Origin of the sequence: Undibacterium sp. Ji22W (assembly GCF_049340305.1) — a bacterium.
In the GTDB taxonomy this organism is placed as follows: Bacteria; Pseudomonadota; Gammaproteobacteria; order Burkholderiales; family Burkholderiaceae_D; genus Undibacterium.
This window is the reverse complement of the sequence record NZ_JBMPOU010000005.1, coordinates 176,183-201,557: the sequence shown is the minus strand read 5'-3', so window position 1 is coordinate 201,557 and position 25,375 is coordinate 176,183. Positions and strand designations below refer to the sequence as shown.

The window sequence follows — 25,375 nt, the reverse complement described above, 5'->3', positions numbered from 1 at the left end:
GAAGCGGATCGTGTGGAATGTCGTCTTGAACTAATTAGGAATGTGGCATGGTAGGTTTACTTTTATTAACGCATGCACCCTTAGGCAGTGCTTTCTTGCAGGCTGCTGCACATGTATTTCGCAGCAAGCCTGAACGCCTTGAAGCGATCGACGTAATAGCGGATCAAAATGTCGATGAAGTGCGTCGGTTGGCACGTGAAGCTGTAGTGCGTCTTGACGATGGATCCGGCGTGTTAATTATGACGGATATTCTTGGCGGTACGCCATCCAACTGTTGCCCACAAATGGCTGATGCAAACCAGATTGCTGTCATTGCCGGAATTAGTTTGCCGATGTTGCTGCGTGCGATTACCTATCGCCAAGATCAATTGGATGTTGTGGTTGAAATGGCGCTTGCAGGTGGTCAAAATGGGGCGACCAAAGTAGAAAATCGAATTCGTATTGCGCAGAGCTAAATTTGGCTGTGGCTTTTTTGAACTGAATACTTGACGTAAAGTGAAGCAAAATGATTCAACAAGAAATTGAAATTATTAACAAACTCGGTCTACATGCACGCGCTTCCGCTAAGCTGACGCAATTAGGCGGCAAATTTAAATGCGAAGTTTGGCTCACGCGGAATAATCGCCGAGTCAATGGGAAATCGATCATGGGCGTGATGATGTTGGCGGCGGGGAAAGGCACCAAAGTGTTATTGGAAACGAACGGTGAGGACGAACAAGCCTGTTTTGATGCCATCGCTGCTTTGATCAATGATCGTTTTGGTGAAGGCGAATAAGTTTCGATTTTTCGCAAGCTCTTAATTCCAACTACTTACACTTAGCGAGGCCACGTGGCATCCTTTACTCTCCAAGGTATTCCCGTTTCGCGCGGTATCACGATAGGTCGTGCCCATCTGTTGCGACCTGCGGCGATGGATGTTAAACATTATTTGATCGCGCAGGAACAAGTTGAGGCTGAGGTTGAACGTTTGCAACAAGCGATAGCCCGTGTACAGCTGGATCTGCAATCCATTTGGGCAGAGTTACCGACGGATGCCCCGACCGAATTAGGCGCTTTCCTCGATGTACATGCCTTGATTTTGTCCGATCCCATGGTGTCGGAAATGCCACTCGACATAATCCGTACCCGTCATTACAACGCCGAATGGGCGTTGGTTACCCAAGTCGATGCATTGTCTGCGCAGTTTGACGAGATTGAAGATGAATATCTACGCGAGCGTAAAGCTGATATTCAGCAGGTGGCAGAGCGCGTCTTGAAAATTCTGACTGGCAGTGCACACCAAATTCCCCGTGCTTTAGGTGTGGATGAGCGTAATGCCAATATGATCGTTGTCGCGAAAGATATTTCGCCTGCTGACATGATGCAGTTTCGTGACGTCGCGTTCACAGGTTTTGTAACGGATGAGGGAGGAACCAATTCTCATACTGCGATTGTTTCTCGTAGCCTCGGCATACCTGCGGTTGTTGGCTTGGGTAATGCATCGCATTTGATCATGCAAGATGACTGGCTGATCATCGATAGTGATGCTGGTGTCGTGATCGTAGCGCCGTCTCCGTTGCTGATAGCCCAGTACCGTAACGAGCAAGCAGTTTTACTCAAAGCCAGAAAAAAACTGGGTAAGTTAAAGAAAACTCCCGCAATTACATTGGATGGCGTTGAAGTCACTTTGCTCGCGAATATAGAGTTGCCTGAAGATGCTCATGCTGCGTTAGAAGCTGGTGCCAGTGGTGTTGGTTTATTCCGTTCTGAATTTTTGTTTATGGGGCGGACGGGCGCAGAGCATCAGTTGCCAAGTGAAGAAGAACAATTCTTGGCCTATCAACGCGCCGTGCAAAGTATGAAAGGCAAGCCTGTCACGATCCGTACTCTGGACGTGGGCGCAGATAAGCCGCTCGATCATAGCGAGCATAATATTTTGAATCCAGCCTTAGGTTTGCGAGCGATTCGCTATTGCCTGAAAGAGCCGCAGATTTTTTTAACGCAGTTACGGGCAATTTTGCGCGCATCCGCGTTTGGAACCGTGCACATCTTGATTCCCATGATTGCACATGCATTTGAAATTGATCAATCGTTAGCCATGATAGAACAAGCAAAAGATGGCTTGCGTGGAGAAGGAATTGCGTTCGACGAAGCTGTGCAAGTTGGCGCAATGATTGAGATTCCTGCTGCCGCTTTGAGTCTGCCGATGTTTGTGAAAAAGCTCGATTTCCTATCGATAGGCACGAACGACTTGATTCAATACACGCTAGCGATTGATCGGGCAGATCATGAAGTCGCACATCTTTACAACGACACTCATCCAGCTATTTTGCAATTGCTACACATGACCGTCAGTGCCGCGGAAAAAGCAGACATTCCGGTTGCAATTTGTGGTGGTATGGCTGGAGATATCAAGCTAACACGGCTTCTAATTGGCATGGGATTTCGCGAACTCTCAATGCCGGCCGCATTGCTTCCTGAGATCAAACAAGAAATTCTTGGTACAAATATTTCGGCATTGGAATCGAGTATTAAGAAGATTTTACGGACCTATGATCCGCATTCAATTCAGGAATTGTTAATAGGCGTGCGAGAGCAGGTTTTTGTTCCTCAAAGTTGATGGATGTATTTGATTTGTAACGAAAAAAACACTATTGAGTGAATAGACACTTACGTGTAAAATTCCCTAGGGGAAATTTTTAATTGTCGTATTATTTATTCTCGCGGGGCCGTTTCTAGTGGTTTTTTGCCACCTGATGACTTGCCAACAGGCAAAAATGGAGTATATTCTAACCAAACAGTGGACTTGTCATTTGCGACAACCCCGCACGTCTCAGTAAGAATGACTTTTATCCTTATTGTCTAAAAATATAAGACTCAAATTTGTTCTCATTGGAGTAAGCAATGTGATGAATATTGAGAAATTTTAAACTTCCTTACTTGGTTGGATAGACATGAACTTAACTACAATGAAAGTGGGTAAGCGCCTCGGGCTCGGATTCGCACTTGTTTTGATATTACTCATCGCGGTAACTAGCTTGGGTATTTCCAGGATGGCATTGATTCAAGATCGACTCGAAGACATTGTGAATGTCAGCAATGTAAAAAGCCGTTTGATTATCGATATGCGCGCCATCGTCTACGACCGCCAAGTTTCACTTCGAAATTTGACTTTGTTGACTGATATTGACGATATGTCAAAAGATCTTAAGAAGATCGATGAGCAGTCAAAAAATTACAGCGAGAAAGAAACAAAATTGATCGATATGCTTAAAGGGGACAGTGGTTCTCCTGCTGAGCGTACCTTGCTGACTAAGCTTAAAGATAAAGAAAAAGCTGCTGCGTCTTTACCGAATCTGGCGCGCGACTTAGGCATAGCGAATAATCCTGAAGGTGCAACGATCGCATTAATCAAGAAGATCCGTCCAGTTCAAGACGATTGGTATAAAGCATTGGATGAATTAGTCGCGCTTGAAGATAAACAAAATGCAGTGGTGGCCGATGAGGCGAAATCCGCATTTGGTAACGCCCGAAATGTACTCTTAATGCTTGGCGGCCTCGCCTTGTTGTTAGGTATTATTGCCGCTGTAATTATTACACGCAGTCTGTTAAAGCAACTGGGTGGTGAGCCAGATTACGCCGCTGACATCGCCAGTCAAATTGCAGCTGGTGACTTGTCCGGCATTATTGATACGAATAATGGTGATACTGAAAGCTTGTTGGCTGAGATGAAGACGATGCGCGACAGCTTGGTGAATATCGTTGGACAGGTGCGAGTCGGTACAGACACGATTGCAACAGCTTCACGCGAAATTGCGACAGGCAACTTGGACTTATCTTCACGTACTGAGCAGCAAGCAAGTTCGCTCGAAAAAACGACAGCGTCAATGAAAGAGTTAACGACAACGGTTAAACAGAATGCGGACAACGCACGTGAAGCAAACAAGTTGGCAGCCTCTGCTTCTGATGTCGCGCGTCAAGGTGGTGTGGTAGTCGCAGAAGTAGTTGACACGATGAGTTCAATCAATGAGTCTGCGAAGAAAATTGTCGATATCATTAGCGTCATCGATGGCATCGCTTTCCAAACGAATATTCTGGCGTTGAATGCGGCGGTGGAAGCTGCACGTGCGGGAGAGCAAGGTCGTGGTTTTGCCGTAGTCGCGTCTGAAGTTCGTAGTTTGGCGCAACGAAGCGCTGCCGCTGCAAAAGAAATTAAGACTTTGATTGGTGACTCGGTTGAAAAGGTTGAGATAGGTAGCAAATTGGTGGGGCAAGCGGGTGCGACGATAGATGAAGTAGTATCGAGTGTGCGCCACGTGACAGATATTATTGCTGAAATTAGTGCCGCGAGCCAAGAGCAAAGCACTGGTATTGAGGCGGTTAATCTAGCCATTATTGAAATGGATGGGATGACGCAGCAAAATGCTGCATTAGTAGAAGAAGCTGCTGCTGCCGCACAGAGTCTGCAGGATCAGGCTGGCGAGTTGGCCAAAGTGGTCAGTATTTTTAAACTGAATTCTACCGAAAGCACATTTGCAAATCGCCCTGCAACGCCGCCAGTACGTCGAGTCGAGCCCGTTTCTGTAGCAAAGCCAAAAGCTGCTATTAAGTCTCTACCTGCGGCAAAGTCAGCAGTAAAACGCGCTGCTCCGGTAAAAAGTGACGATAATGATTGGGAAGAATTTTAAGCTTTGATTTGCTGATAAGCTTGTCCGTGTTTGTTATGCTTGTTAAACAGTAGTCATGCTACATTGATTAGAGGCCAAATATGCGATTCTATTTTTCTACACTCTGCGTTATTTTTGGTGTTTTTTTGAGTAACTTTGCCAACGCGGCAGTGACTTTGCCCGTTATGGATAATAAGTCGTGTGAATTGCCGAAATACCCAAAGGCTTCTTTGATCAATGAAGAGACTGGTACAGTATCGATGTCCTTTTTGATTGGTGCCGACGGTAAAGTTACAGAGTCAAAAGTAGACTCTTCCAGCGGTTCTAAAAGTTTAGATAAGGCGGCTCTTAGCGCGTTTGCGCTTTGCAAATTTAAGCCCGGAACAAAAGATGGTAAGGTCGAACAAATGTGGGTCAAAATAGATTACGTTTGGAAATTTTAAATGATCAAAATTTCTGAATGGTTTTCAACCTGACTTTTAACTAATTAATTTGAATGAGTTTGTCTATGAATGCGAAATTTTCCCTGATTACTATGGGTCTCTTGATGGCTGTTTCTAGCTTCACTTATGCAGCAGATGTTGCGCCCGTAATGGATAGTAAGTCATGTGAGTCTCCTAAGTACCCAAAAGCAGCGTTGATGAACGAGGAAACAGGCACTGTGACTATGGGCTTTTTGATCGCTACGGACGGTAAAGTAGTTGAATCTAAAATTGAAAAATCGAGTGGGTCGAAAAGTTTGGATAAGGCCGCATTATCTGCTTTAAGTCTGTGTAAATTTAAGTCTGGCACGAAAGATGGTAAGCCAGATCAATTGTGGGCAAAAGTTGATTTCGTGTGGAAGCTCGAATAATTTTTTTACCCCAATTTTCCAAACCCGCCTTTTTTTGGCGGGTTTTATTTTGTCTAATCAGGACTGATTCTGAGTCAATCAAATTGAGCTGAGAACGTTGGCTGGCTTGAAAAATTAGGTGATGAGTATGTATTTAACATTTGTGAATGGTGATTGGGCCGAAGGAAATGTACCTGTCATGGGGGCGATGGATCACAGTGTCTGGTTGGGTTCGTCGATCTTTGATGGCGCTAGGGCAATCAAAGGACATTTACCTGATTTACGTTTGCACCTGCAAAGGGCGATTCGATCCGCCGATTATTTGGGTTTGACTTGTCCCTATGATTTGGATCAGCTAGAAGAGTTATGTCGTGTCGGTGTGCAGAAATTCCCATCCGATGCAGAGATCTATATTCGGCCTCTGATTTTTGGCACTGATGGTTTATTGATTCCAAGCCAGTCTGGCTTTGCGTTGAGTTTGTTTGACGCGCCTCTGCCAGCATTTGTGGGGTTTTCCGCGTGCTTGTCTCATCAGCAACGCCCCAATCCGACAATGGCACCTACTGATGCTAAGGCATCTTGTTTATATCCCAATACTACCCGTGCTTTACGTGATGCGAAAGATCGCGGTTTTGAAAATGCAGTGGTGTGTGATGCGGACGGTAATGTCGCAGAATTTGCCACTGCAAATTTGTTTTTTGCTGACGCTGATGGAAATCTTGTTACGCCGATACCGAATGGAACCTTCTTGTCCGGTATTACGCGAGCACGTGTAATTGACCTGTTTGATAAGCAAGGCGTTCAAGTTGTGCAACGAAGTGTTGCGTCAAGTGAACTGTTACAAGCGCGAGAAATTTTTAGTACCGGCAATTACGGGAAAGTAATGCCATGTACGCGCTTTGAGAGTCACGAAATGCCGATCGGTCAGTACGCGACGTTGGCGCGAAAACTCTATTTGGAGTTTATGACAACAACTTAGTTCGGTTGGTTAGTGCGTATTTATACCCACTGTTTTCTATTTTGATTCGAGTGCTCAATGACGTGCCAAATTAGTGGCCGTGTTTGGTAATTGCAAAAAAAGAGACAAAAAAGCCCGGTCAAGAAAATCTTGACCGGGCTTTTTTTATGTTGGGAATCGACTAATTAATCGTTCGCATAGATATCAACATCTTTCGTTTCCTTGATAAACAGCATACCAATGACGAAGGTTGCCGCCGCCACAATAATTGGATACCACAAACCATTGTACATATTGCCTGTTTGGGCAACGATTGCGACGCCTGTTGCTGGCAGTAAACCTCCAAACCAACCGTTACCAATATGGTATGGCAGGGACATAGAAGTATAACGAATGCGGGTCGGGAACATCTCTACTAACATCGCCGCAATTGGACCATACACCATCGTTACATAGATCACCAAGATGGAAAGGATCAAGATGATCATAGGCTTGTTGACGCCAGCTGGATCTGCTTTTGCAGGATAGCCTGCAGCACGCAAAGAATCAGTTACGGATTTTTTGAACGCCGTATCTTTTGCTTTAGCATCTGCTGGAGCCATACCATTGGATGTGTAAGACTCAATCACGGTCGAGCCAATAGCAATCGTTGCTGGTCCTTTGCCTTCTACAGTTTCGTAGCTGGCTGAGTTAGCTGCTAATACTTGTTTCGCAATATCACATGAGCTAGTGAATTTCTTCGTACCAGTTGGATTAAATTGGAAAGAGCATTCCGTTGGGTCAGCTGTTACGACAATTTTATTCGCTGCTTGCGCTGCTGCAAGTGCTGGGTTTGCAGCTTCTGTCAGTGCTTTGAATAATGGGAAGTAAGTTAAAGCAGCAATCAGGCAGCCAGCCATAATGATAGGTTTACGACCAATTTTGTCTGACAATGCGCCGAAGATTACGAAGAAAGGTGTGCCAATAATGAGCGATGCCGCGATCATCAAGTTAGCGGTTGCATTGTCAACTTTGAGTGTGTTCGTCAAGAAGAACAACGCATAGAATTGACCGGTGTACCAAACGACTGCCTGACCTGCAGTCAAACCGACCAAAGCCAAAATAACAATTTTCAGGTTGCCCCACTTACCAAAAGATTCTGTTAAAGGTGCTTTTGAAACTTTGCCTTCTGCTTTCATCTTTGCAAATGCTGGCGATTCGTGCATTGACATACGAATCCAAACAGAGATGATTAACAGTAATGCAGAGACCCAAAACGGAATACGCCATCCCCAATCTGCGAATTGTTCTTCACCGACTGCAGTGCGCGCGCCCAAGATAACCAAAAGGGACAGAAACAAACCGAGCGTTGCCGTAGTTTGAATCCATGAAGTAAAGAAGCCGCGTCTGTTGGCGGGAGAATGCTCTGCAACATACGTCGCTGCTCCACCGTACTCACCACCCAACGCTAAGCCTTGAAGCATACGTAGAGCAATTAACAAAACGGGTGCCGCAATACCGATGACTTCGAAACCTGGTAAGCAACCTACAATAAAAGTCGAGCCACCCATGATCACAATCGTAACCAAGAAGGTATATTTACGGCCGATCATGTCGCCTAAACGTCCAAATACCAAAGCGCCGAACGGACGAACGATAAAGCCTGCTGCAAACGCCAGCAAAGAGAAGATCATTTGAGAGTTTGGATCAAGCGCGGTGAAGAATTTTTTACCGATGATGGCAGCGAGTGTGCCGTAGAGATAAAAGTCATACCATTCAAAAACTGTACCTAGTGAAGATGCGAAAATAACTTTTCGTTCCTCTTTAGTCATGCTTTGTGATGCAACGTTCGGGTTACCCATATTGTGTCTCCTCTTGCGGTTATTGTAATGTTACTAAGTTCTCGTGCTACTAATCCTCATATATTTATTTGATCACCTAATAAACTATCAATTTTGATCAAAAATGACAATCAATATTTGCCTATAAGTGTAAAAAATCTTTACAAAATTTGCGCTTGTTGCGAAGCAACAAATCTATGCGGGTTTTCCGCCTACAATGCTTTTCAAATAGATTACAGTCTTTCTAAATCCTCCCATAAAAAGGAAGTGCGCGAATCTGAAGTCAACGTTATTCTTGACTTACATCAAATAGAAGTGTGGGTGAAATATGCAAGCTGACTCGGTGCAATATCAATGCGACCTTCTGATTGTCGGTGGTGGAATTAATGGCGTTGGAATTGCGCGTGACGCGGCGGGGCGTGGGTTGTCGGTCGTCTTGTGTGAAAAAGATGATTTGGCCGCCCATACTTCATCGGCCTCCTCAAAGCTCATTCATGGTGGATTGCGGTATCTAGAATATTACGAATTTTCCTTAGTCCGAAAAGCTTTACTTGAGCGCGAAGATTTATTACGCCTGGCACCTCACCTTATCTCGCCGCTGCGTTTCGTCATGCCACTTAGCCCTGGTTTGCGTCCAGCTTGGCTCCTGCGGTTGGGTTTGTTTGTTTATGATCATTTGGCACCGCGACAGTTACTTGCAGGCACAGAAAACGTACAATTTAGCCAGCATTTCAGTGGAAAATGCCTCAAGTCGTATCTCAAGAAAGGATTTCTTTATTCCGACGCTTGGGTCGACGATGCGCGTCTTGTGATCTTGAATGCCTTAGATGCGGCAGAGCGTGGCGCGAACATATTGACGCATACTCGCTGTGATCGTTTGGTGCAAAACGATGGGCGCTGGTTGGCGCATTTAAGTCAAAAGACACCGGAAGGCGTTCGGACCATCGAAGTCAACGCTGCCTGTGTAGTCAATGCGACTGGCGCTTGGGCGGCACAGGTTCAACAACTGTCCGACCCCGGCATGCAAGCAAAAAAATTGCGCTTGATAAAAGGAAGCCATATCGTCGTCAAAAAGCTTTTTGAGCATAGTTACGCCTATATCTTTCAACATCCAGATGGTCGCATCGTGTTTGCGATTCCTTATGAGACTGAGTTTACTTTGATCGGTACGACCGATTTTGAATACAAGGGGAATTTGGATAATCTACAAATTTCAACCCAGGAGATTGCTTACCTTTGTGAATTGAGTAATCAATATTTTCAACAGCAAATTGCGGCGACTGACGTGATTCATAGCTATTCGGGAGTCCGGCCATTAGTCGATGATGGTCATGTCGATGCGAAATCAATTACCCGCGATTACAAGCTCGAATATGTTCAAAATGGTGCACCTATTCTGCACGTATTTGGCGGCAAAATTACAACTTACAGGCGGCTTGCCGAAGATGCAATGAGTCAAATTGCACCTTACTTCAATCAGGCATTGAGTACGTGGACGAAGAGCGCATGTTTGCCCGGCGGTGATATTGTCTCGAAGCAGCCAAATAATGAAAACCTTATACAACTCCCTCAATTTCTGGCGCGATGTCAGCAGCAATATCATTGGCTCCCCGCCGCGACAGTCCTGCGTATGGTCCATGCGTACGGTAGTCGCATCCATGTTGTCTTGGCGGATTGCTTCAACGAGGCTGGGATGGGGGAGCAGATTTTGCCGGGCCTATATGCCTGCGAGGTGAAGTATTTGTTGACGGTTGAATTTGCAAATTCAGCACAGGATATTCTGTGGCGCCGTTCAAAACTGGGTTTGCATTTGACTAAAGACGCGGAAAAGGTACTTGACGATTGGATCGTCTCTCATCGCAGTTGAGGCGCACACATTGGCAGAGTCCTGTTCAATGTTCTAGGATTTCATTCATCCCTGAAATCTGCCTTTTATCCCCATTGTTTGGCAACGTGTCGCTCTTTGAATACGCTGATCGACACTTATGTTTACAGTGTTTCCATTGATGAGTCGAAGACATCTGTATTGTTTGATAGGGAGAACATAATGAATAAGACCGAGTACATGAATACGCTGCAGCAAGAGTTACAAGGTTTGCCTGAAGTGACCGTGACAGAGACTATTGCCTACTATGAGCGTCAATTTATCGATGGTGTGGCTGCCGGAAAAACTGAAGTCGAAATCGCTGAAAGATTGGCCAACCCGCGTCTGGTCGCGGCACAAAAACGTGCGAATGTTCGGTTCCAGCATTTGAAGAACGACTTTAGCATCAGCAATATCTTTACCTTATTTGTAGCGACGATCGGTCTTGTCGTATTTAATTTTTTCATGTTAATTCCTGCATTCATTTATGGCGCATTTCTATTTGTCGCCTATCTGAGTTCCTTGCTTGTCTATGGTGCAGGGATCGTGGTGTTTGCGGCCAGTCTTTCTGGCGTATCGCAGATGGAATTCAAACTACCGCATCAGCATCATCGCTTGGTGGGAAATCATCTATATTCGCAACACCAGCATCGTGAAGGTGCGGTGACTGTTAACCTGAGCGAAAATGGCGTAGAAGTCGACAAAGACATACATAGAGTCGGTACTGATAACCTCAGTCTTGACGGAAAAAGTAGCGTACAAGAACAACATGCAAACACCTTGAGCATAAAAAATAAGATGGAAAAGAAGCACATTGCTTATGGTTTGGGGCTGTTGTTGATCGGCACCGCCTTACTATTGTTATGTATCTGGATGACGCGTTTGACGGTGCTGGGTTTTGGCAAATATTTTATGTGGAATCTCGGTTTGATCCGCTCTTCTATCAGAACCTCACCTACACAAGCTTAGTGGTGACATAAACTTGTAATTAACGAATAAAGACGGAGATAGAAATGAAATCATTATTGAAATTTGGCGCGGTGCTATTAAGTTTTGGATTTGTTTTGAGCATGCTAAGTATCATGATCATCCGAACTCATGCCGTTTCTGAGCCAGCTGCGAAAGTTGCACCCGCACCCGTTGCTAATCCAATAGTTGGGCCGGCCGCTAAATCATGAAGATAGTTTGCTTGTGAAAAAATAGCCCTGACCCGTCAGGGCTATTTTTTTGCGGGGCATTTTCATGACTTTTCCTTCGTCAATCAGGTTACTGTGTCTTAAAAATGCACATTTGCGACATAACAGCTCCGACTTTTGTTGACACAATTGCGCTTGTGGGCGTTCTGCGATAATCTCTGAGCAATTGCTAAATTTCATCTATTCAATTTGAAAAAATTGATGGTGGGATTGTGCTGCGAATTGTTCAAACTGCATTGTTCACCCTAATTGATCTGGATTTATGACTACTTCCTTTAGTAAAAATTTACTTGTCATGTTGTTCTTGTCGTGTGTCTTCACCGGAGCGCAGGCGCAACAAAATTCCATGCAATTTATGAGTGCAGCGAACGCAAAGGTAGCGAAAGCCTCTGCGCTGAAGTCGAAATGGGATGGACCGACGTCGGGACCACAAATTTTAAAAGATAAAAAAATTATCTTTATCGCACATGATATGAGTGATGCCGGTACTTACGGTGTATTCAACGGCATGAAAGAAGCGGCAGTGGGCACGGGTTGGCAAATTCTGCCATTGGATTGTCGCGGACAATGTAATCAAGGTGCTGGTGTTGTCAAACAAGCGCTGGATATGAAGCCACAAGGGATCGTATTGGCCGGAGTTGATGCAGCGAGTCAATCAAAAGGATTATCGGCCGCGGCGGATGCCAAAGTGCCTGTCGTTGGTTGGCATGCGAGTTTTAAAGCCGGTGCAGTGCCAGGATTATTCACCAATATCACGACGGATCCAAAAGATGCGGCACAAATTGCCGCCTTGTTCGGTGCTGCCGAAGCCAGTAACAAAGCGGGTATTGTCGTACTGACTGACACTTCCACGCCATTTATGGCGACAAAATCAGGTGCTATCGTGGAAGCTTTGCGCCAATGTGAAGCTTGCCGGATTTTGAGCACTGAAGACTTGCCGCTAGCAGAATCACGTAAAAAGTTCGCTGGTGTGATTGAAGGCTTAGTTAAACGTCATGGTTCGAAATGGACGCATGTCATTGCAGTCAACGACATCTATTTCGATATGCTAGACAAGCCTGAAATTGAACAAATAATCGCTGGGAACAAACTGCGTGGTATTTCCGCAGGTGATGGGTCACCTACAGCGTTCAAGCGTATCCGTAAAAGTGACGTACAAATTGGCACTGTTCCCGAACCATTATTGCTACATGGCTGGCAATTAGTGGATGAGTTAAATCGTGCAATGTCAAAAGCGGACCCTAGCGGTTATCATACGCCTTTGCATTTAGTCACTTTGCAGAACATTACTTACGATGGCGGACCAAAGGATGTGTTTGATCCATCGAATGATTTCCGTGCAAAATATCTCTCCTACTGGGGAAAATAGACTGACAACGTCATAGTAAAAAGGGCGAATGATTCGCCCTTTTTTTATTTGGAAAAAGAATTATGAATAAAGCGGAAGCAATACAAATCGCCAATGAGTCATTACGCTCAAATGCGCTCAACGAAAGCAACACACAATTTTCTCAATTGGTGCGCTATGTCAGCGACGAGGGGTGGTGGTTGAATATTCCTTTAGCGAATTTTCGCAAAGAAAATCATTTCTTGCTGTGCAGCGAAAAGGCCAAGATGATCCGGCATATCATGCTAAAACCAAATTGCATATTGAGTCCTGCCACGAAATTTCGTGTTAAAGACGGGGTGGCAGATGTTTTTATTTCGGCGGCCAATCCGCGTAAATTAGTCGACATTTTGCAAGGAGGAACTAAATATAGTTTCAATAAGCATTTGGTGGATGAACATCGGTATTAAATTGATTTCGATGTCACTAATCGTATCAAAAACCGCGATTTCCTTGTAATCCTCCAGTATGGATCGCCACGATATGCTCACCTTCGGCAAATTTGCCTGCGTGACACAGCTGATGTAGTGCGTAAAACATTTTGCCGGTATATACCGGCTCCACAGGGATCTTGGTATCGGCCACAAAACGCGCGCAAAATTCTATCAAGCTACCTGACGTTTTTGCGAAACCACCATGCGTAAAATCGTGCAGGATTTCAAAATTTGCATAGACAGGATGTTCCGCACGTGCCAACAGTTGTAGAACTTCGGCATGCAAGTACTGACTATTTTGCACCGCAGCGATACCAATGATTCTGCCTTGATTTTGCATACCCGCGACGATGCCTGCGAGTGTCGTTCCCGTGCCGCATGCTACGATGATGCTGGCGGGGTACTCGCCTATTTCTTCAATCATTTCTGTCACTAATTCCGCCACTCCCCGAACCGCTGCGATGCTGTTGCCACCTTCTGGCAACCATAAGCATAGACTGGGGTCAATATCTACCCAAGCTTGCCAGCGGTTTGCCTGTTCGCGTAATTCACGATAGCTGGCGCGTGAGACAAAGTGTAATTGCATTCCAAGCTTGGCGCAGTCGTCCAAGGTGGCAGTAAGTGGCTGATCTTGACCGGGATAACCGCGGACCAGTCCTATTGTACGAAATCCCAGAAGGTGGCCGGCATGTGCTAGCGCGTGCAAATGATTTGACCAGGCACCACCCATAGAAACTAAAGTCGTCTGTGCCGGGTTGGCTGCTAACAGCGAATATTTGAGTTTGCGAAATTTATTCCCGGAAACTTCAGGATGCAACAAATCATCACGTTTAACCCAGAGGTCGACGCCCGGAAAAAGTTCGCTTTCGATTTTTTGCAGGGGCGAGGAATGCGACAGAAAATTCATACACACTTGCTGAACAGCTTTAAAGTAGTTATTGTAAGCCCAATTGCTTTACTGAAATAAGACCGCGTTGGTAATTTGGTGTCTGATTAACTTTGTTGAATACTCTACATATGCCAAGAAATACTAAGCAGACGATTCCTTTTGCGCAGCAACAGCTGCTAGAGGCAATAGCACAAATTAAAGAAGGCAATAGCCGCGAGGATGTTGTGCCAAAACTTGAGGCTGTCATGGCACAGCTACAAACTTTGGTGACGCATGATCACCTTACCGGTGCATTGAATCGGCATACTTTGATAGAGCGTTTGGATGGCGAGTTACAGCGTTCAAAGCGTACTGGCCACACATTTACAGTCGCTTTGCTCGGGGTTGACGATCTACCCGACATAATGGAACAACATGGGCAAGATGTTACTAAACGTATATTGCAAGTGCTCACTGCGGAGTCTTCACAAGTGTTGCGTAGCTTAGATTCGTTTGGTCGCTTTGCAGCGACGGAGTTTGCGATTGTTATGCCTACTACTTGGCTCGATCAAAGCTTGATCGCTGTAAATCGCTTAAAAACCAGTTTGGATGCCTATGCTTGGAATGAAATAGCTGAGGGTTTGCAGGTGAGCTTTTGTACTGGCTTAACGACTAACGCGGCGGGGGACAAAGCAGACAAAGTTTTGGCACGTGCGAATCAAGCTCTACAACAGGCTCGGCAGCAAGGGCGCAATTCCATTGTGCAGCTCGAAGCTGAGTTGCCAGATTTTAAGGTCGAATAGAGCCGCCCGCGAGATATTCATGACCGCAGTGATGATGTCTACGGTCTGAACTTATTCAATGCCACCGTGGTCATATAAAAATCCAAAGACTCCGATTTTTAGTAATGCTTTTTCTTCCAAGGACTTTTATATGAAACGTCGTTTCCCTAGTCATTTGTTCACTGCTTTGTTATGTGGTGTCCTGGGTATTAATGCATTGAGTCTGGCATCGAGTGCTTCAACCAGCAACACCATCAATTCCAATTCCAATACCAACGCCACTGTCGCATTGGAAGAAAAAGAAAGCGCGTTAGAGCGCGCTGAATACATACGCAAAAATTATTCGAAATTTGAATACCGGATTCCTGCACGTGACGGCAAATTGTTGTTCACCTCAATTTACGTCCCGAATGATGCGAGTGCGACTAAGCGTTACCCGATTTTATTGGTACGCACACCATATACCGTCGCACCGTACGGCACCGATAAATATAAAGCGCGTTTGGGCCCAACTTCTGAATACGAAAAAGAAGGCTTTATTTTCGCGTTTCAAGACGTGCGTGGCAAAAATATGTCAGAAGGTGAATTTGTAAATATGCGCCCGCACATCAGTAAAAAGATGAGCAAAAGTGATGTTGATGAGAGCAGTGATACTTACGATAGTATCGATTGGATGATTAAGAACCTCCCAGCCAATAATGGTAAAGTCGGCCAGTGGGGAATTTCTTATCCTGGTTTTTACACCTCTGCTGGCGCGATCGATTCACATCCCGCATTGAAAGCAGTCTCACCCCAAGCGCCAATTGCGGATTGGTTCCGTGGCGATGACATGCACAGAAATGGCGCCTTCAATGTACAACTGGCGTTTAGCTTTTTTAGCGGATTTGGGAAACCAAGACCAATTCCTACTGATGTGAGTATTGACAGAGGGTTCGATTGGGGAGTGCCGGATGCGTATCAATTTTTTCTGGAACTTGGGTCTCTGGCGAATGCCAATGCCAAATATTTTAAGGGCGACATTCCATTTTGGAATGAATTGATGGAACACCCGAATTATGACAGCTACTGGCAAGCAAAGAATTTATTGCCGCATTTGAAAAATATCAAAGCTGCCGTGATGACGGTGGGCGGATGGTATGACACGGAAGATTTATATGGCCCTTTGCAAACTTATAAAGCCATCGAGAAAAACAATCCAGGCATCAGCAACACATTGGTGATTGGTCCTTGGGTGCATGGCGGATGGACGAGTACCACGGGTGAGAAAATTGGCGATGCTAATTTTGGCTTCAAGACAGCATATACCTATCAACCAATAGAATTTGCCTTCTTTAAACATCATTTGAAAGGCGGTGATAAACCGGCATTGCCGGAGGCTTGGATATTTGAAACGGGAGCCAATCGCTGGCGTGGTTTTGATACTTGGCCACCGGCAAATACGCAGACGAAGTCCTTGTATTTTCAGGCCGGTAGTAAATTGAGTTTTGATGCGCCTAAAGATAGTGGTTTAAGTTTTGATGAATATGTTAGTGATCCAGCAAAGCCAGTACCTTACACAACGGAAATCGGAAATCGCTGGAGCAATCAATATGTCGCGATGGATCAACGATTTGCTGGAAGTCGTCCTGATGTATTGACCTATCAAACCGAGGTACTGGAGCGTGATGTGACGTTTGCGGGACCACTGGAAGCATCACTCTTTGTCAGCACCACTGGTAGCGATGCGGATTTTGTGGTGAAGCTGATTGATGTTAATCCGAATAAGATGGATAGTGCAGTCGGTGAGGCGAATCGTGGTGCACAACAGACGCTGGTACGCGGCGAACCTTTCCGTGCGCGTTTTCGCGATAGTTTTGAACACCCTAAAGCGATGTTACCGAATGAAGTACATCAGGTGAAATTTGCAATCAATGATGTTATGCATACTTTCCAGCGTGGCCATCGCATCATGATTCAGGTGCAATCTTCCTGGTTCCCTTTCATTGATCGCAATCCGCAAAAGTATGTCGATAATATCTACAATGCCAAGGATAGTGATTTCATTAAAGCTAATCATCGTTTGTATCGCGGCGCTGGCAAGTTAAGCCGATTGCAAGTTCAGGTCTTGCCAGCTTTGGATGAAAAAGCAGAATCTAAATAAATTAAGAATTTATGTAGGAAAAAACCCGCAATTTGCGGGTTTTTTTTTATCTATCGTTCGCCTGAATACATAAAGTCGTTATGATTAGGGCTATACGCAAAAACTACAGCAACCGCTGTTGCGTAAGTTGAATTTTATTTTAAAAAGTGATTAGCTCGTGGCCTATAAGACGCATCAATTATGTGAAGCACTACGCATCCGAATTGATGACTTGCGTTTGGGAATGTTCATTACCGATCTCGACCGGCCTTGGGCGCAAACGCCTTTTATGTTGCAAGGATTTCTATTAAGTGAAACATTGGATTTGCAGACTTTGCAGGGCTTGGTCAAAGAGCTGGTGATTGATCCGCGTCGTAGTAATGAACATGCCTTAGTTCATTTACCCTTTGATAGTTTGTATGAGTTAAAGCAAGTTGGTGCGCAAAATCCACGTCATGCCTTGGCGCATCGAGTCGACATCGACGAACAGCAAAGCCAAGTGGACAGAGTTGTTGGTTGGCTGCACAGAAAATTCACGAAATCAGACTACGCAACAACGCATCGCTTGCGCCATCATTCGCATCACCAGCACCACAAAAAAACTTTGCATCACCATAAGAACAAGTCCGTTCCACATGCACCGGTTGAGTTTACAAAGTTTGAACAAGTCACTTCAAATAGCAATGAGGAAACTGTTACACAAAACTTGCATCGTACGCATACTGATGTAACGCGCCAATTTGCCGCCATGATGCAGGGCATGGAACCACGTGATGCGACGATTGCCGGTTTAAATTGGTGGGAACGCTGGTTGCGCTGGAGTGAGCAAGGTAGGCACTTGCACCGCTCACTATGGAACCGTCCTAAGCAAGCGAAGAATAAATTACGGCGACCAGAATACATACCAGAAGAAATTCATTTGGTGACCTATCGTGACCAGGTGCCGATGACGGAGGAGTTGGTACGTGCGCGGGATGTTGCAGAAAAAGCTGATGCATTAATTCATAAATTGCACCAAGACTTACGCAATATGCAGTCCTTAGAACTCAAAGAAGTTCTGCCCACTGTACAGTTATTGGCTGACAGCGTGATCTCCAATCCCTCCGCGATGATGTGGCTGTTGCGGATGCGCTCTGAAAATATGAAGGTCGTGTCGCACGCATTGAAGGTATCCGTCTATATGTTGAGCTTAGGCCGGCATATCGGTTTTTCTAAGCAGCAGTTAATTGAATTGGGATTTATTGGTTTATTACTCGATATCGGCAAGCTAGAAATTCCGGAGTCTTTATTAGAGAAACCAAGTAAATTGTCGCCGGCCGAGGCGCAGATTATCCAAACCCATGTGAATGCCAGCATCAACTTATTGGAGGCACAAGAGCCATTGAGTGTGAATGTAAAATTGGGAATCGACCAGCACCACGAAAGAATGGACGGCAGTGGTTACCCGCGTGGTCTGGTGGGTGCTGAAATTAGTATTTTTGGACGCATGGCGGCTATCGCGGATAGTTTTGCAGCGATGACTTCTGCCCGTTCCTATGGTGAAACGCGCTCTTCGTTTGATGCGATGAAAGAGTTATTCCGGATGGCGGATGGGCAATTGCATGCTCCTTTGGTCGAGGAATTTGTGCAGGCAATCGGTATTTTTCCAGTCGGAAGTTTGATCCAATTGACTACCGGCGAGGTCGCGATCGTATTGGAACACAATAAAGTTCGCAGGTTAGATCCAAAAGTGTTGATTTTGACTAGGGCGGATAAAAGCCTATTGGAGAAACCTATGATGTTTGACCTGATGCGGCAAGATCTGGTGGATGACGCAGAGCGCATCAGTATTTTGCGCGGCTTGCCAGATGGTGCCTATGGGTTAGTTTGTCATGATTTTTATAAAGCCTCCTAAGAATAAAAATATCGAGTATAGGGAATCGCATGACGAATCAACAAACACACGGTTTATTGCCTTCTTTAGATGCATTTATGAAGATGCTTGAGACGGAAATTCAGGCATCCAACGAGCAACAAATGGTCGCCGTATTAGTATTGTCGCTGCAGCGTAGTGATCGATTGCAGGCGATCTTAAATCCACAGTATGCGCAAATCGTGCAAACGCATTTTTGTGAAAGCTTACAGCCAAGTTTGCGTGCAAAAGACCGTTTTGTATTTGCGACGGATAGCGAGTGCTGGTTTATTTTGCCGCAATTGTCTTCGGAAGCTTTAGCTGTTTTGGCCGGTCATCGCTTATTAAATGCCTTAAGTGTGCCTTTGAAAATCGAATCGCATACCATCTTTTTTCAACCAACTATTGGCATCGCTTGCACACCACTGCATGCCGGCAAGGCTACAGACCTATTGCGTATTGCCGATCAGGCGCAGAAGAACGCGCAGTTAAATAATCTACGTTTTGAGTTGGCTCGTGTGCAACGCGATCAAAGAAACACACCCGATGATTTACCAAAAGCAATCAAGAAAGTTCTTGATGAAAATGCCTTAGAAATGCGTTATCAGCCTAAGGTGGATCTTCGATCAAAAAGTATTAAGTCAGTAGAGGCCTTAGTACGCTGGCCCGCTGATCATCCACAGAGCGTTGCTACGAATCTATTAATCGACACCGCCGAACAATATGGACTGATAGAGCAGTTGACGATTCAGGTAGTCAATAAGGTTTTACAAGAAGCCGCTAGCTGGGAAAGTATGGGCTTGCATGTGGTGGTCTGGATTAACCTATCCGCACGCTTGTTAGCATTGGAGCAGTTACCTAAAATTTTGGAACGGCTGCTCAATGTTTGGAATATTCCTGCCTCTGCCATCGGTCTAGAGGTCACAGAGAGCGCATTTATCCACGATATTGAACACACCACTGCTTTACTTTTTGAGCTCAAGAATTTAGGTTTCCGTTTATCTATTGATGATTTCGGTACAGGCTATTCATCGCTGGCCTATTTACGCCGCTTCCCGATCGATGAGTTGAAAATTGATCGGGTATTTGTACAAGGGATGATTAGTTCCAAACAAGATAAGCAAATTGTGCAAAGTATTATTGGCTTAGCGCATAACTTTGGATTGTCGGTTGTGGCTGAGGGCGTTGAGCAGGAATCGACCTTAAACGCCCTGCGCCTCATGGGATGCGATGAAATCCAGGGCTTTTACTTTGCGCAACCGATGCCCGCGAAAAATTTGCTTGATTGGTGTGAAGAGTTTAACCGGCACATCGTAGAGCGCTTATAGTGTTTCTGTGCGAATCCATACTATCTTTTTTTGTAAAGAGTGATCGATGATCAATGCTTCAACAACTTCCCTTCAGCAGCGTTTACGCATAGGCTTGATTGCCAATCGGGCGCATCAGGACGCACAGGATTCAGCCCTAGTACAACTTTTTCAAAGAGCATCAAAATCAATTCAAGCTCTCGATATTGAATGGGTAGTGGTTGGACGTACTTTAGATGCGATCCATGGGCATGGTTTAGCAGAGCAGTGTAAAGTACATGTGCGTTTTCCATACGGACGGGATGGCGGCTTGATGAAGCTGGTCGCACATGTGGTGAATAGTGACCCACAAAATTCGGTAGACGCCGTGATTTATTTAATTGATCCCGTTGATCATTCCTCGATTTTTCCCGAGGCGCTTGCCCTCAAGCGTCAATGTGTGATTCATCGCAAACCATTTTTGTCGACCCTGGCGGCCGCCTGTGAATGGCTGGAATTGGAAGCATTAGCGCAAGGTTCACTGACACATTTGAGTGATCTGCCAGGGCTCAATCTAGCGCAGGAAAGTATAGCGCTCATTGCGCATGATGCCTTAAAGCAGAATATGCTACAGATTGCCGAACAGCATTTTTCATTGCTCGATCAATTTGCTCATCGCTATGCCACCGGTACCACTGGTTCGCTCTTGAATCAACTGGCACAAAGAATGAAAGGCGAGGAGGCGGGACGACATTGGGTACAACCATTTTTGTCTGGACCAATGGGTGGCGATGCCCAAATCGCCGAGTTGGTCTTAGAGAAAAAAGTCCGGCGTATTGTGTTTCTGGAGGATCCACATGTCGCTCGTCAACATGAAGCGGATATTCAGTTGTTGGAAAGAGCTGCACGTACCGTGACCGATTTTGCTTTAGTGCTAAGTGATGGTGCCGGAAGTGCACGTTGGTTAGGTTTGCTGAGTGAACGTTTGCGCCTGACAGGCGTGTAAGTGGTTTTGGTGCCTTAGAATCTATGGTTGTTTCGATATTGATTCGGTACAATGCGAGACCTCAATTCCAGTAATAATAATTCGCTATTGCGCTGCTAACAAATCGCACTATGCCACCCGAAAGATTTAAATTATGACCCGCCGCTACTCTGATATGAACCAACATGATGCCTTGTATAAAGTTGCGCGGGCTTACCCCGGCGGCTTGGATGCCTTGGCTGCGCGTATGCAAATGTCTGTCAACGTCTTGCGTAATAAATTAGCTCCAGGCATAGAAACGCATTACCCTTCATTTGAAGAAACTTCGGTCATCATTAGCCTGTGCGACGAAGCAGGTGTGAAAGATGCGTTGCTACCTCTGCACGCGATGCTGGCGCGACATGGTATGGCTGGCTTTGTCGTGCCGGAGCCGCAAGAATTTACTGATGACGATTTATCGCAAACGGTTTGTCGGGTGATGAGCCAGGTCGGAAATGCCGCGGAGGCAGTTTCTGAGGCCATGATGGACAGGGTCATTACATCGCTGGAGGCCGACTTAATTGAACGTGAATTCCAAGCTGCTTTAGCAGCGATTGGTGAATGGCGTGCGCGTATTCGCCAACATCACAAAGGCGTTTAAATTTTTTTCAGTGTGGACTGGAGTTCTGATTTCATTTGTGATCTAAGGCTTAGTACTTACCTGTCGCACTGAGTAGCTCAGCAAATGATGTAACAATCCTTGGGTGCGCAACTTTAATGACTATGCCTGAAATAGACCCACTCCTTAGCAAGTCGCAACCGCGTTCTCTGGCTGATTTATTCTGGTCATTCACCATTTTGGCACTGCAGGGTTTCGGTGGTGTTGTCGCGATCGTGCAACGCGAATTGGTCGATAAAAAACAATGGATGACGCGTGCAGAATTTGTTGAAGAATGGGCTGTCGCACAAGTGATGCCTGGGCCAAATGTCGTGAATCTGGCGATGATTATCGGCAATCGTTTTTTCGGCTTGGCCGGTGCATTAAGCGCCTTGGCCGGTATGTTGTGTTTTCCTTTGATCGTACTATTACTCGCAGTGATTTTGTATGCGCAGGTCGCGCACCATCCTGGTGTGGCCGGTGCTTTGCGCGGTATGAGTGCGGTGGCGGCAGGTATGATTGTCGCTAGCGGTCTGCGTCTCCTGCCAGTCCTGCGTACGCATCCTTTGGGTGTGCCAAGTGCAGCTGGAATTGCGCTGCTCACGCTGGTGGCGATTGCCGTATTCAGAATTCCGCTCGTGTATGTTTTGTTGCTACTGGGTAGTGTGTCAATGGCACTGGTTTATCGACAATTGAAACGTGTCATTGAGCGTGCATGATGCAAACACCTGTCCTGATATTAAGCTGGGTTGATTGGCTGCAATTCTTTCTGCATTTTATGTTGCTTTCGTTATTGTCTGTCGGCGGAGCGGTGTCGACCTTGCCTGACATGCACCGTTATCTGGTCGCTCAGCAACAGTGGATGAGTGACGCGCAATTCAATGCATCGGTTGCGATAGCGCAGGCCGCTCCCGGGCCGAATGTGTTATTTGTGGCCTTGATGGGCTGGCATGTTGGCGCCAACACAGGGAGCTGGTGGGCTGGTCTTTTTGGTGTAATGATCGCGATGTTAGGAATCATTTTACCGAGCGCGACGTTGACCTTCAGCTTTGCGAATTGGAGTCATAGAAATCGTGATTTGATCTTGGTGCGTAGTTTTAAATTAGGCATGGCACCAATAGTGATTGGTCTGCTGATCGCAACGGGATGGATTATGGTCAGTGGACAATCGGGCAATTTCAGGCCGTGGACAAGCTACTTAGCAACAGCGTTGTCTGCAATGATAGTGTGGCGCACTCAACTGCATTTGTTGTGGCTATTAGCTGCCGGTGCATTGGCAGGTTGGTTTGGCTTGATGTAGAGTGTTTCGCCTGGCGACCAGCTGAGGTATTTTAATTCTTTACTGGTAAACTCAGGCGTACTTCCATACCGCCTTCAGGTAAATTCGTCAGGCTTAACTTTCCATTATGTTGACGTGCGATGTTCAGCGCGATGGTAAGGCCCAAACCTGTGCCACCTGTTTCGCGTGAACGTGAACTTTCTATCCGGTAGAAGGGTTCAAATACCCGCTCTTGTTGGTCTGGGGGTATCCCATTACCGCCGTCGCGCACGCAAATGTGTAGCCATTTCTGTTTTGCTTCTGTACTTTGGATCAAATGTATGCGAGCGCGATGTCCATATTTAATCGCATTATCCAGTAAATTATTTAAGCAACGACGCAATGCCTGCGGGCGTGCCATTACGGTGATTTTGGATTTATCGATCAGTGCAACATCATGTCCGGCGTCACTTGCGTCTACGCAAATGCTATCGAGTAAAGAATCGATATCGAGCGCCTGCAGGCTTTCGTTGCTGTCCATACTGCGCGCCAAATCCAGACCTTCCTTCACCATCAACTGCATGTTCGATAAATCACCTACGAGTTTGTCGTGAAGCTCAGGATCTCGTACTTTTTCCAAACGCAGACGTAAACGTGTGAGCGGCGTTTGCAGATCGTGTGTAATGGCCGCCAGCATTTGCGTCCTCTGCTGTATGTGATCACGAATGCGCAATTGCATAAAATTGAAAGCCGATACTGCCTGACGTATTTCCTTAGGGCCGCTTTCGGCTAAAGCGGGGCGATTAATATCGTGTCCTAAATCAGCTGCAGCCTTGGCTAATTGCTGCAGTGGTCGGATCGTCATGCGCGATACGAACAAGGCAAGGCCAGCGATACAGGCTAGAAAAAGCGCCAGATAATAGTAAGTTTCTGTTTGTACCGGAGTAGTTGGTGGTCTCGCCGGAAAGATGGTTTGATGCAAACCGGAACCATCGCTTAGAACGAAAATCAGTGCTTCACATGCTTCCACGGGGCCACGATCATCGGGACGCATCAAACAGTTTTCAGGTGCAGGTGGCAGGGGAATAATTTTGAAGGATTTGCTTAAGCGTTCGCTTAACGCGATACCGTAAGGCGTGCTGGCCTGATAATGGGGGACATTGGTCGGTACTGATACCACTTTTAAACCGAAGCGATGAATTGCCTTCAGCAGCCCTTCGCGATTGGCTGCTGGTAGCGCGTCGATTGCTTGAATTAATTGTTCTGCATGCTTGGCTCGATCGGCGCGATAGGAGTTGCGCTCATTGCTGATACTGTGTTGACGTTCCCCAAATGCAAGCCAGCCGGTGAGTGCGGCTGAACTCAAAATGCCAAATAAGAGCACCGAGAAAATGCGCGTAGAAATAGTGTCAAAGCGTTTTATCATTATTTAATTTTCAGGATTGACGTTGACTGTCAGCACGTAACCGCCATTGCGTACAGTCTTGATGATTTGCGGTGAACGCGCGTCCTCGCCCAGCTTTTGACGCAAGCGGCTGATTTGAATATCAATCGAGCGATCAAATGGATCCGCATCCCGACCCTGCGTCATGTTCAGCAACTGATCGCGATTGAGTACTGTGTTTGGTTGATCCAGAAAAATGTTTAGCAGTCTGTATTCGGAGCCTGACAAGGCAATTACCCGGTTGTCCGGACTGATTAGATGACGAGCCACCAGATCTAGAATCCAGTCGCCGAATCTGAGTTTTTGCGGCTTATGTCCGTCGTGCACTTCACCGTTGGCTTGGGTGCGACGTAGCACGCTACGGATTCTAGCCAATAATTCGCGGGGTTCAAACGGTTTGGGCAAGTAATCATCGGCACCCATTTCCAAGCCGAGAATGCGATCTAAAGGTTCGCTACGCGCCGTTAGCATAATCACTGGCATGGAAGATTTTGAGCGCAGATTGCGACATAAGGTGAGACCATCTTCACCTGGTAGGTTGAGATCTAACACAATCAAATCAACCGTATTCTTTTCAAGGAGCGTCCACATACCTGCACCGTCACCTGCGGTCAGGGTGGTATAGCCATGCGTTTCCAAGTAATCCGCCAGCAAGCTGCGAATGTCTCGGTCATCATCAACGATTAAGAGTGTATTTTGCGTATCCATGGGCGTATTATCGACCAAGCGCTTGTGCAAAGCACGGGTTTACAGGCGGATATTTGTATCGACTTGTTATCAGACAGCGCAATTGAAACAAACTGAAACATGCGCGCTGATTTTCTTTACTACAGTTACAGGGTGATACACCGTTGGTACAGATTGACACTTGCGTATCTTAAATTGGGCGCAATATGTCGTTCATGTGCACAGTACTTCGCACATAGTGAATTTTATCGGGCACTAAATATTTGAAAATCGCCTAATTG

At 45.9% G+C, this 25,375-nt stretch carries 24 protein-coding genes; 20 read left to right on the top strand and 4 right to left on the bottom strand.

Annotated features, from left to right (window positions below; translation table 11 throughout):
* The first annotated feature begins 47 nt into the window (after positions 1–47).
* The 7 genes from ACO0KW_RS20270 (at position 48) to ACO0KW_RS20240 (ending at position 6,457) form a co-directional block, all read left to right on the top strand.
* On the top strand, positions 48–455 hold the full coding sequence (locus tag ACO0KW_RS20270; protein ID WP_423055151.1) for a PTS sugar transporter subunit IIA: 408 nt from the start codon (positions 48–50) through the stop codon (positions 453–455).
* 50 nt (positions 456–505) lie between these two features.
* A complete protein-coding gene (locus tag ACO0KW_RS20265; protein ID WP_186922380.1) occupies positions 506–775 on the top strand; it encodes an HPr family phosphocarrier protein in 270 nt (89 codons plus the stop codon).
* A 54-nt stretch (positions 776–829) separates the two neighbouring features.
* Positions 830–2,599: a phosphoenolpyruvate--protein phosphotransferase gene (ptsP, locus tag ACO0KW_RS20260; protein ID WP_423055150.1), complete on the top strand. Its 1,770-nt coding sequence runs from the start codon at positions 830–832 to the stop codon at positions 2,597–2,599.
* Positions 2,600–2,933: 334 nt separating this feature from the next.
* A complete protein-coding gene (locus tag ACO0KW_RS20255) occupies positions 2,934–4,667 on the top strand; it encodes a methyl-accepting chemotaxis protein (RefSeq protein ID WP_423055149.1) in 1,734 nt (577 codons plus the stop codon).
* An 80-nt stretch (positions 4,668–4,747) separates the two neighbouring features.
* Positions 4,748–5,089 carry an energy transducer TonB gene (locus ACO0KW_RS20250; RefSeq protein ID WP_423055148.1) on the top strand — a complete coding sequence of 114 codons (342 nt, stop codon included), beginning with the start codon at positions 4,748–4,750 and terminating at the stop codon, positions 5,087–5,089.
* Between the two features lie 65 nt (positions 5,090–5,154).
* Positions 5,155–5,499, top strand: coding sequence for an energy transducer TonB (locus ACO0KW_RS20245; RefSeq protein ID WP_423055147.1), 345 nt, complete (start codon positions 5,155–5,157; stop codon positions 5,497–5,499).
* A 127-nt stretch (positions 5,500–5,626) separates the two neighbouring features.
* Positions 5,627–6,457, top strand: coding sequence for a branched-chain amino acid aminotransferase (locus ACO0KW_RS20240; protein WP_423055146.1), 831 nt, complete (start codon positions 5,627–5,629; stop codon positions 6,455–6,457).
* Between the two features lie 164 nt (positions 6,458–6,621).
* Here ACO0KW_RS20240 and ACO0KW_RS20235 read toward each other — a convergent pair whose 3' ends face one another.
* Entirely contained in the window at positions 6,622–8,277 is a 1,656-nt protein-coding gene (locus ACO0KW_RS20235; RefSeq protein WP_423055145.1) for an MFS transporter, read from the bottom strand.
* Between the two features lie 307 nt (positions 8,278–8,584).
* Between ACO0KW_RS20235 and glpD the strand changes: the two genes are divergently transcribed.
* The 5 genes from glpD (at position 8,585) to ACO0KW_RS20210 (ending at position 13,113) form a co-directional block, all read left to right on the top strand.
* Positions 8,585–10,123 carry a glycerol-3-phosphate dehydrogenase gene (glpD, locus tag ACO0KW_RS20230; RefSeq protein ID WP_423055144.1) on the top strand — a complete coding sequence of 513 codons (1,539 nt, stop codon included), beginning with the start codon at positions 8,585–8,587 and terminating at the stop codon, positions 10,121–10,123.
* A gap of 180 nt (positions 10,124–10,303) precedes the next feature.
* Complete coding sequence (locus tag ACO0KW_RS20225) at positions 10,304–11,089, top strand: DUF1700 domain-containing protein (protein WP_423055143.1); 786 nt, start codon at positions 10,304–10,306, stop codon at positions 11,087–11,089.
* 44 nt (positions 11,090–11,133) lie between these two features.
* Positions 11,134–11,298, top strand: a complete 165-nt coding sequence (locus tag ACO0KW_RS20220; protein ID WP_423055142.1) for a hypothetical protein — start codon at positions 11,134–11,136, stop codon at positions 11,296–11,298.
* 280 nt (positions 11,299–11,578) lie between these two features.
* Positions 11,579–12,685, top strand: a complete 1,107-nt coding sequence (locus ACO0KW_RS20215) for a sugar ABC transporter substrate-binding protein (RefSeq protein WP_423055141.1) — start codon at positions 11,579–11,581, stop codon at positions 12,683–12,685.
* A 62-nt stretch (positions 12,686–12,747) separates the two neighbouring features.
* Positions 12,748–13,113 (top strand): hypothetical protein, encoded by a 366-nt coding sequence (locus tag ACO0KW_RS20210; RefSeq protein WP_423055140.1) that lies wholly within the window; start codon positions 12,748–12,750, stop codon positions 13,111–13,113.
* 25 nt (positions 13,114–13,138) lie between these two features.
* Here ACO0KW_RS20210 and ACO0KW_RS20205 read toward each other — a convergent pair whose 3' ends face one another.
* The gene (locus tag ACO0KW_RS20205; protein ID WP_423055139.1) at positions 13,139–14,044 is read right to left on the bottom strand and encodes a 1-aminocyclopropane-1-carboxylate deaminase/D-cysteine desulfhydrase; all 906 of its coding nucleotides are present in this window, start codon (positions 14,042–14,044) and stop codon (positions 13,139–13,141) included.
* 110 nt (positions 14,045–14,154) lie between these two features.
* Between ACO0KW_RS20205 and ACO0KW_RS20200 the strand changes: the two genes are divergently transcribed.
* The 8 genes from ACO0KW_RS20200 to ACO0KW_RS20165 all read left to right on the top strand — a co-directional run bounded on the left by ACO0KW_RS20200 (position 14,155) and on the right by ACO0KW_RS20165 (position 23,005).
* A complete protein-coding gene (locus ACO0KW_RS20200) occupies positions 14,155–14,808 on the top strand; it encodes a GGDEF domain-containing protein (protein WP_423055138.1) in 654 nt (217 codons plus the stop codon).
* Between the two features lie 130 nt (positions 14,809–14,938).
* On the top strand, positions 14,939–16,927 hold the full coding sequence (locus ACO0KW_RS20195) for a CocE/NonD family hydrolase (protein WP_423055137.1): 1,989 nt from the start codon (positions 14,939–14,941) through the stop codon (positions 16,925–16,927).
* Positions 16,928–17,084: 157 nt separating this feature from the next.
* A complete protein-coding gene (locus ACO0KW_RS20190; protein ID WP_423055136.1) occupies positions 17,085–18,800 on the top strand; it encodes an HD-GYP domain-containing protein in 1,716 nt (571 codons plus the stop codon).
* 29 nt (positions 18,801–18,829) lie between these two features.
* Positions 18,830–20,125, top strand: coding sequence for a bifunctional diguanylate cyclase/phosphodiesterase (locus ACO0KW_RS20185; protein WP_423055135.1), 1,296 nt, complete (start codon positions 18,830–18,832; stop codon positions 20,123–20,125).
* Between the two features lie 46 nt (positions 20,126–20,171).
* Positions 20,172–21,089 carry a methylglyoxal synthase gene (locus ACO0KW_RS20180; RefSeq protein WP_423055134.1) on the top strand — a complete coding sequence of 306 codons (918 nt, stop codon included), beginning with the start codon at positions 20,172–20,174 and terminating at the stop codon, positions 21,087–21,089.
* Positions 21,090–21,222: 133 nt separating this feature from the next.
* Positions 21,223–21,708, top strand: a complete 486-nt coding sequence (locus ACO0KW_RS20175; RefSeq protein ID WP_423055133.1) for a phage regulatory CII family protein — start codon at positions 21,223–21,225, stop codon at positions 21,706–21,708.
* A 116-nt stretch (positions 21,709–21,824) separates the two neighbouring features.
* Positions 21,825–22,424: a chromate transporter gene (locus ACO0KW_RS20170; protein WP_423055132.1), complete on the top strand. Its 600-nt coding sequence runs from the start codon at positions 21,825–21,827 to the stop codon at positions 22,422–22,424.
* Positions 22,424–23,005 (top strand): chromate transporter, encoded by a 582-nt coding sequence (locus ACO0KW_RS20165; protein ID WP_423055165.1) that lies wholly within the window; start codon positions 22,424–22,426, stop codon positions 23,003–23,005. Before ACO0KW_RS20170 ends, ACO0KW_RS20165 begins: the two co-directional genes overlap by 1 nt.
* Positions 23,006–23,036: 31 nt before the next feature.
* On the opposite strand, the gene ACO0KW_RS20160 is transcribed toward ACO0KW_RS20165, so the two are convergent.
* Positions 23,037–24,389: an ATP-binding protein gene (locus ACO0KW_RS20160; RefSeq protein WP_423055131.1), complete on the bottom strand. Its 1,353-nt coding sequence runs from the start codon at positions 24,387–24,389 to the stop codon at positions 23,037–23,039.
* 3 nt (positions 24,390–24,392) lie between these two features.
* Complete coding sequence (locus ACO0KW_RS20155; protein WP_423055130.1) at positions 24,393–25,115, bottom strand: response regulator; 723 nt, start codon at positions 25,113–25,115, stop codon at positions 24,393–24,395.
* Positions 25,116–25,375 lie beyond the last annotated feature (260 nt).

What these genes read in the sequence shown, in the direction of transcription:
- glpD (WP_423055144.1), top strand. Translation starts at nt 8,585, where the DNA reads ATGCAAGCTGACTCGGTGCAATATCAATGCGACCTTCTGATTGTCGGT.
- ACO0KW_RS20170 (WP_423055132.1), top strand. Translation starts at nt 21,825, where the DNA reads ATGACTATGCCTGAAATAGACCCACTCCTTAGCAAGTCGCAACCGCGT.
- ACO0KW_RS20220 (WP_423055142.1), top strand. Translation starts at nt 11,134, where the DNA reads ATGAAATCATTATTGAAATTTGGCGCGGTGCTATTAAGTTTTGGATTT.
- ACO0KW_RS20180 (WP_423055134.1), top strand. Translation starts at nt 20,172, where the DNA reads ATGATCAATGCTTCAACAACTTCCCTTCAGCAGCGTTTACGCATAGGC.
- ACO0KW_RS20205 (WP_423055139.1), bottom strand. Translation starts at nt 14,044, where the DNA reads ATGAATTTTCTGTCGCATTCCTCGCCCCTGCAAAAAATCGAAAGCGAA.
- ACO0KW_RS20210 (WP_423055140.1), top strand. Translation starts at nt 12,748, where the DNA reads ATGAATAAAGCGGAAGCAATACAAATCGCCAATGAGTCATTACGCTCA.
- ACO0KW_RS20160 (WP_423055131.1), bottom strand. Translation starts at nt 24,389, where the DNA reads ATGATAAAACGCTTTGACACTATTTCTACGCGCATTTTCTCGGTGCTC.
- ACO0KW_RS20175 (WP_423055133.1), top strand. Translation starts at nt 21,223, where the DNA reads ATGACCCGCCGCTACTCTGATATGAACCAACATGATGCCTTGTATAAA.
- ACO0KW_RS20250 (WP_423055148.1), top strand. Translation starts at nt 4,748, where the DNA reads ATGCGATTCTATTTTTCTACACTCTGCGTTATTTTTGGTGTTTTTTTG.
- ACO0KW_RS20200 (WP_423055138.1), top strand. Translation starts at nt 14,155, where the DNA reads ATGCCAAGAAATACTAAGCAGACGATTCCTTTTGCGCAGCAACAGCTG.
- ACO0KW_RS20265 (WP_186922380.1), top strand. Translation starts at nt 506, where the DNA reads ATGATTCAACAAGAAATTGAAATTATTAACAAACTCGGTCTACATGCA.
- ACO0KW_RS20155 (WP_423055130.1), bottom strand. Translation starts at nt 25,115, where the DNA reads ATGGATACGCAAAATACACTCTTAATCGTTGATGATGACCGAGACATT.
- ACO0KW_RS20270 (WP_423055151.1), top strand. Translation starts at nt 48, where the DNA reads ATGGTAGGTTTACTTTTATTAACGCATGCACCCTTAGGCAGTGCTTTC.
- ACO0KW_RS20165 (WP_423055165.1), top strand. Translation starts at nt 22,424, where the DNA reads ATGCAAACACCTGTCCTGATATTAAGCTGGGTTGATTGGCTGCAATTC.
- ACO0KW_RS20245 (WP_423055147.1), top strand. Translation starts at nt 5,155, where the DNA reads ATGAATGCGAAATTTTCCCTGATTACTATGGGTCTCTTGATGGCTGTT.
- ACO0KW_RS20185 (WP_423055135.1), top strand. Translation starts at nt 18,830, where the DNA reads ATGACGAATCAACAAACACACGGTTTATTGCCTTCTTTAGATGCATTT.
- ACO0KW_RS20255 (WP_423055149.1), top strand. Translation starts at nt 2,934, where the DNA reads ATGAACTTAACTACAATGAAAGTGGGTAAGCGCCTCGGGCTCGGATTC.
- ACO0KW_RS20215 (WP_423055141.1), top strand. Translation starts at nt 11,579, where the DNA reads ATGACTACTTCCTTTAGTAAAAATTTACTTGTCATGTTGTTCTTGTCG.
- ACO0KW_RS20225 (WP_423055143.1), top strand. Translation starts at nt 10,304, where the DNA reads ATGAATAAGACCGAGTACATGAATACGCTGCAGCAAGAGTTACAAGGT.
- ACO0KW_RS20240 (WP_423055146.1), top strand. Translation starts at nt 5,627, where the DNA reads ATGTATTTAACATTTGTGAATGGTGATTGGGCCGAAGGAAATGTACCT.
- ACO0KW_RS20195 (WP_423055137.1), top strand. Translation starts at nt 14,939, where the DNA reads ATGAAACGTCGTTTCCCTAGTCATTTGTTCACTGCTTTGTTATGTGGT.
- ACO0KW_RS20235 (WP_423055145.1), bottom strand. Translation starts at nt 8,277, where the DNA reads ATGGGTAACCCGAACGTTGCATCACAAAGCATGACTAAAGAGGAACGA.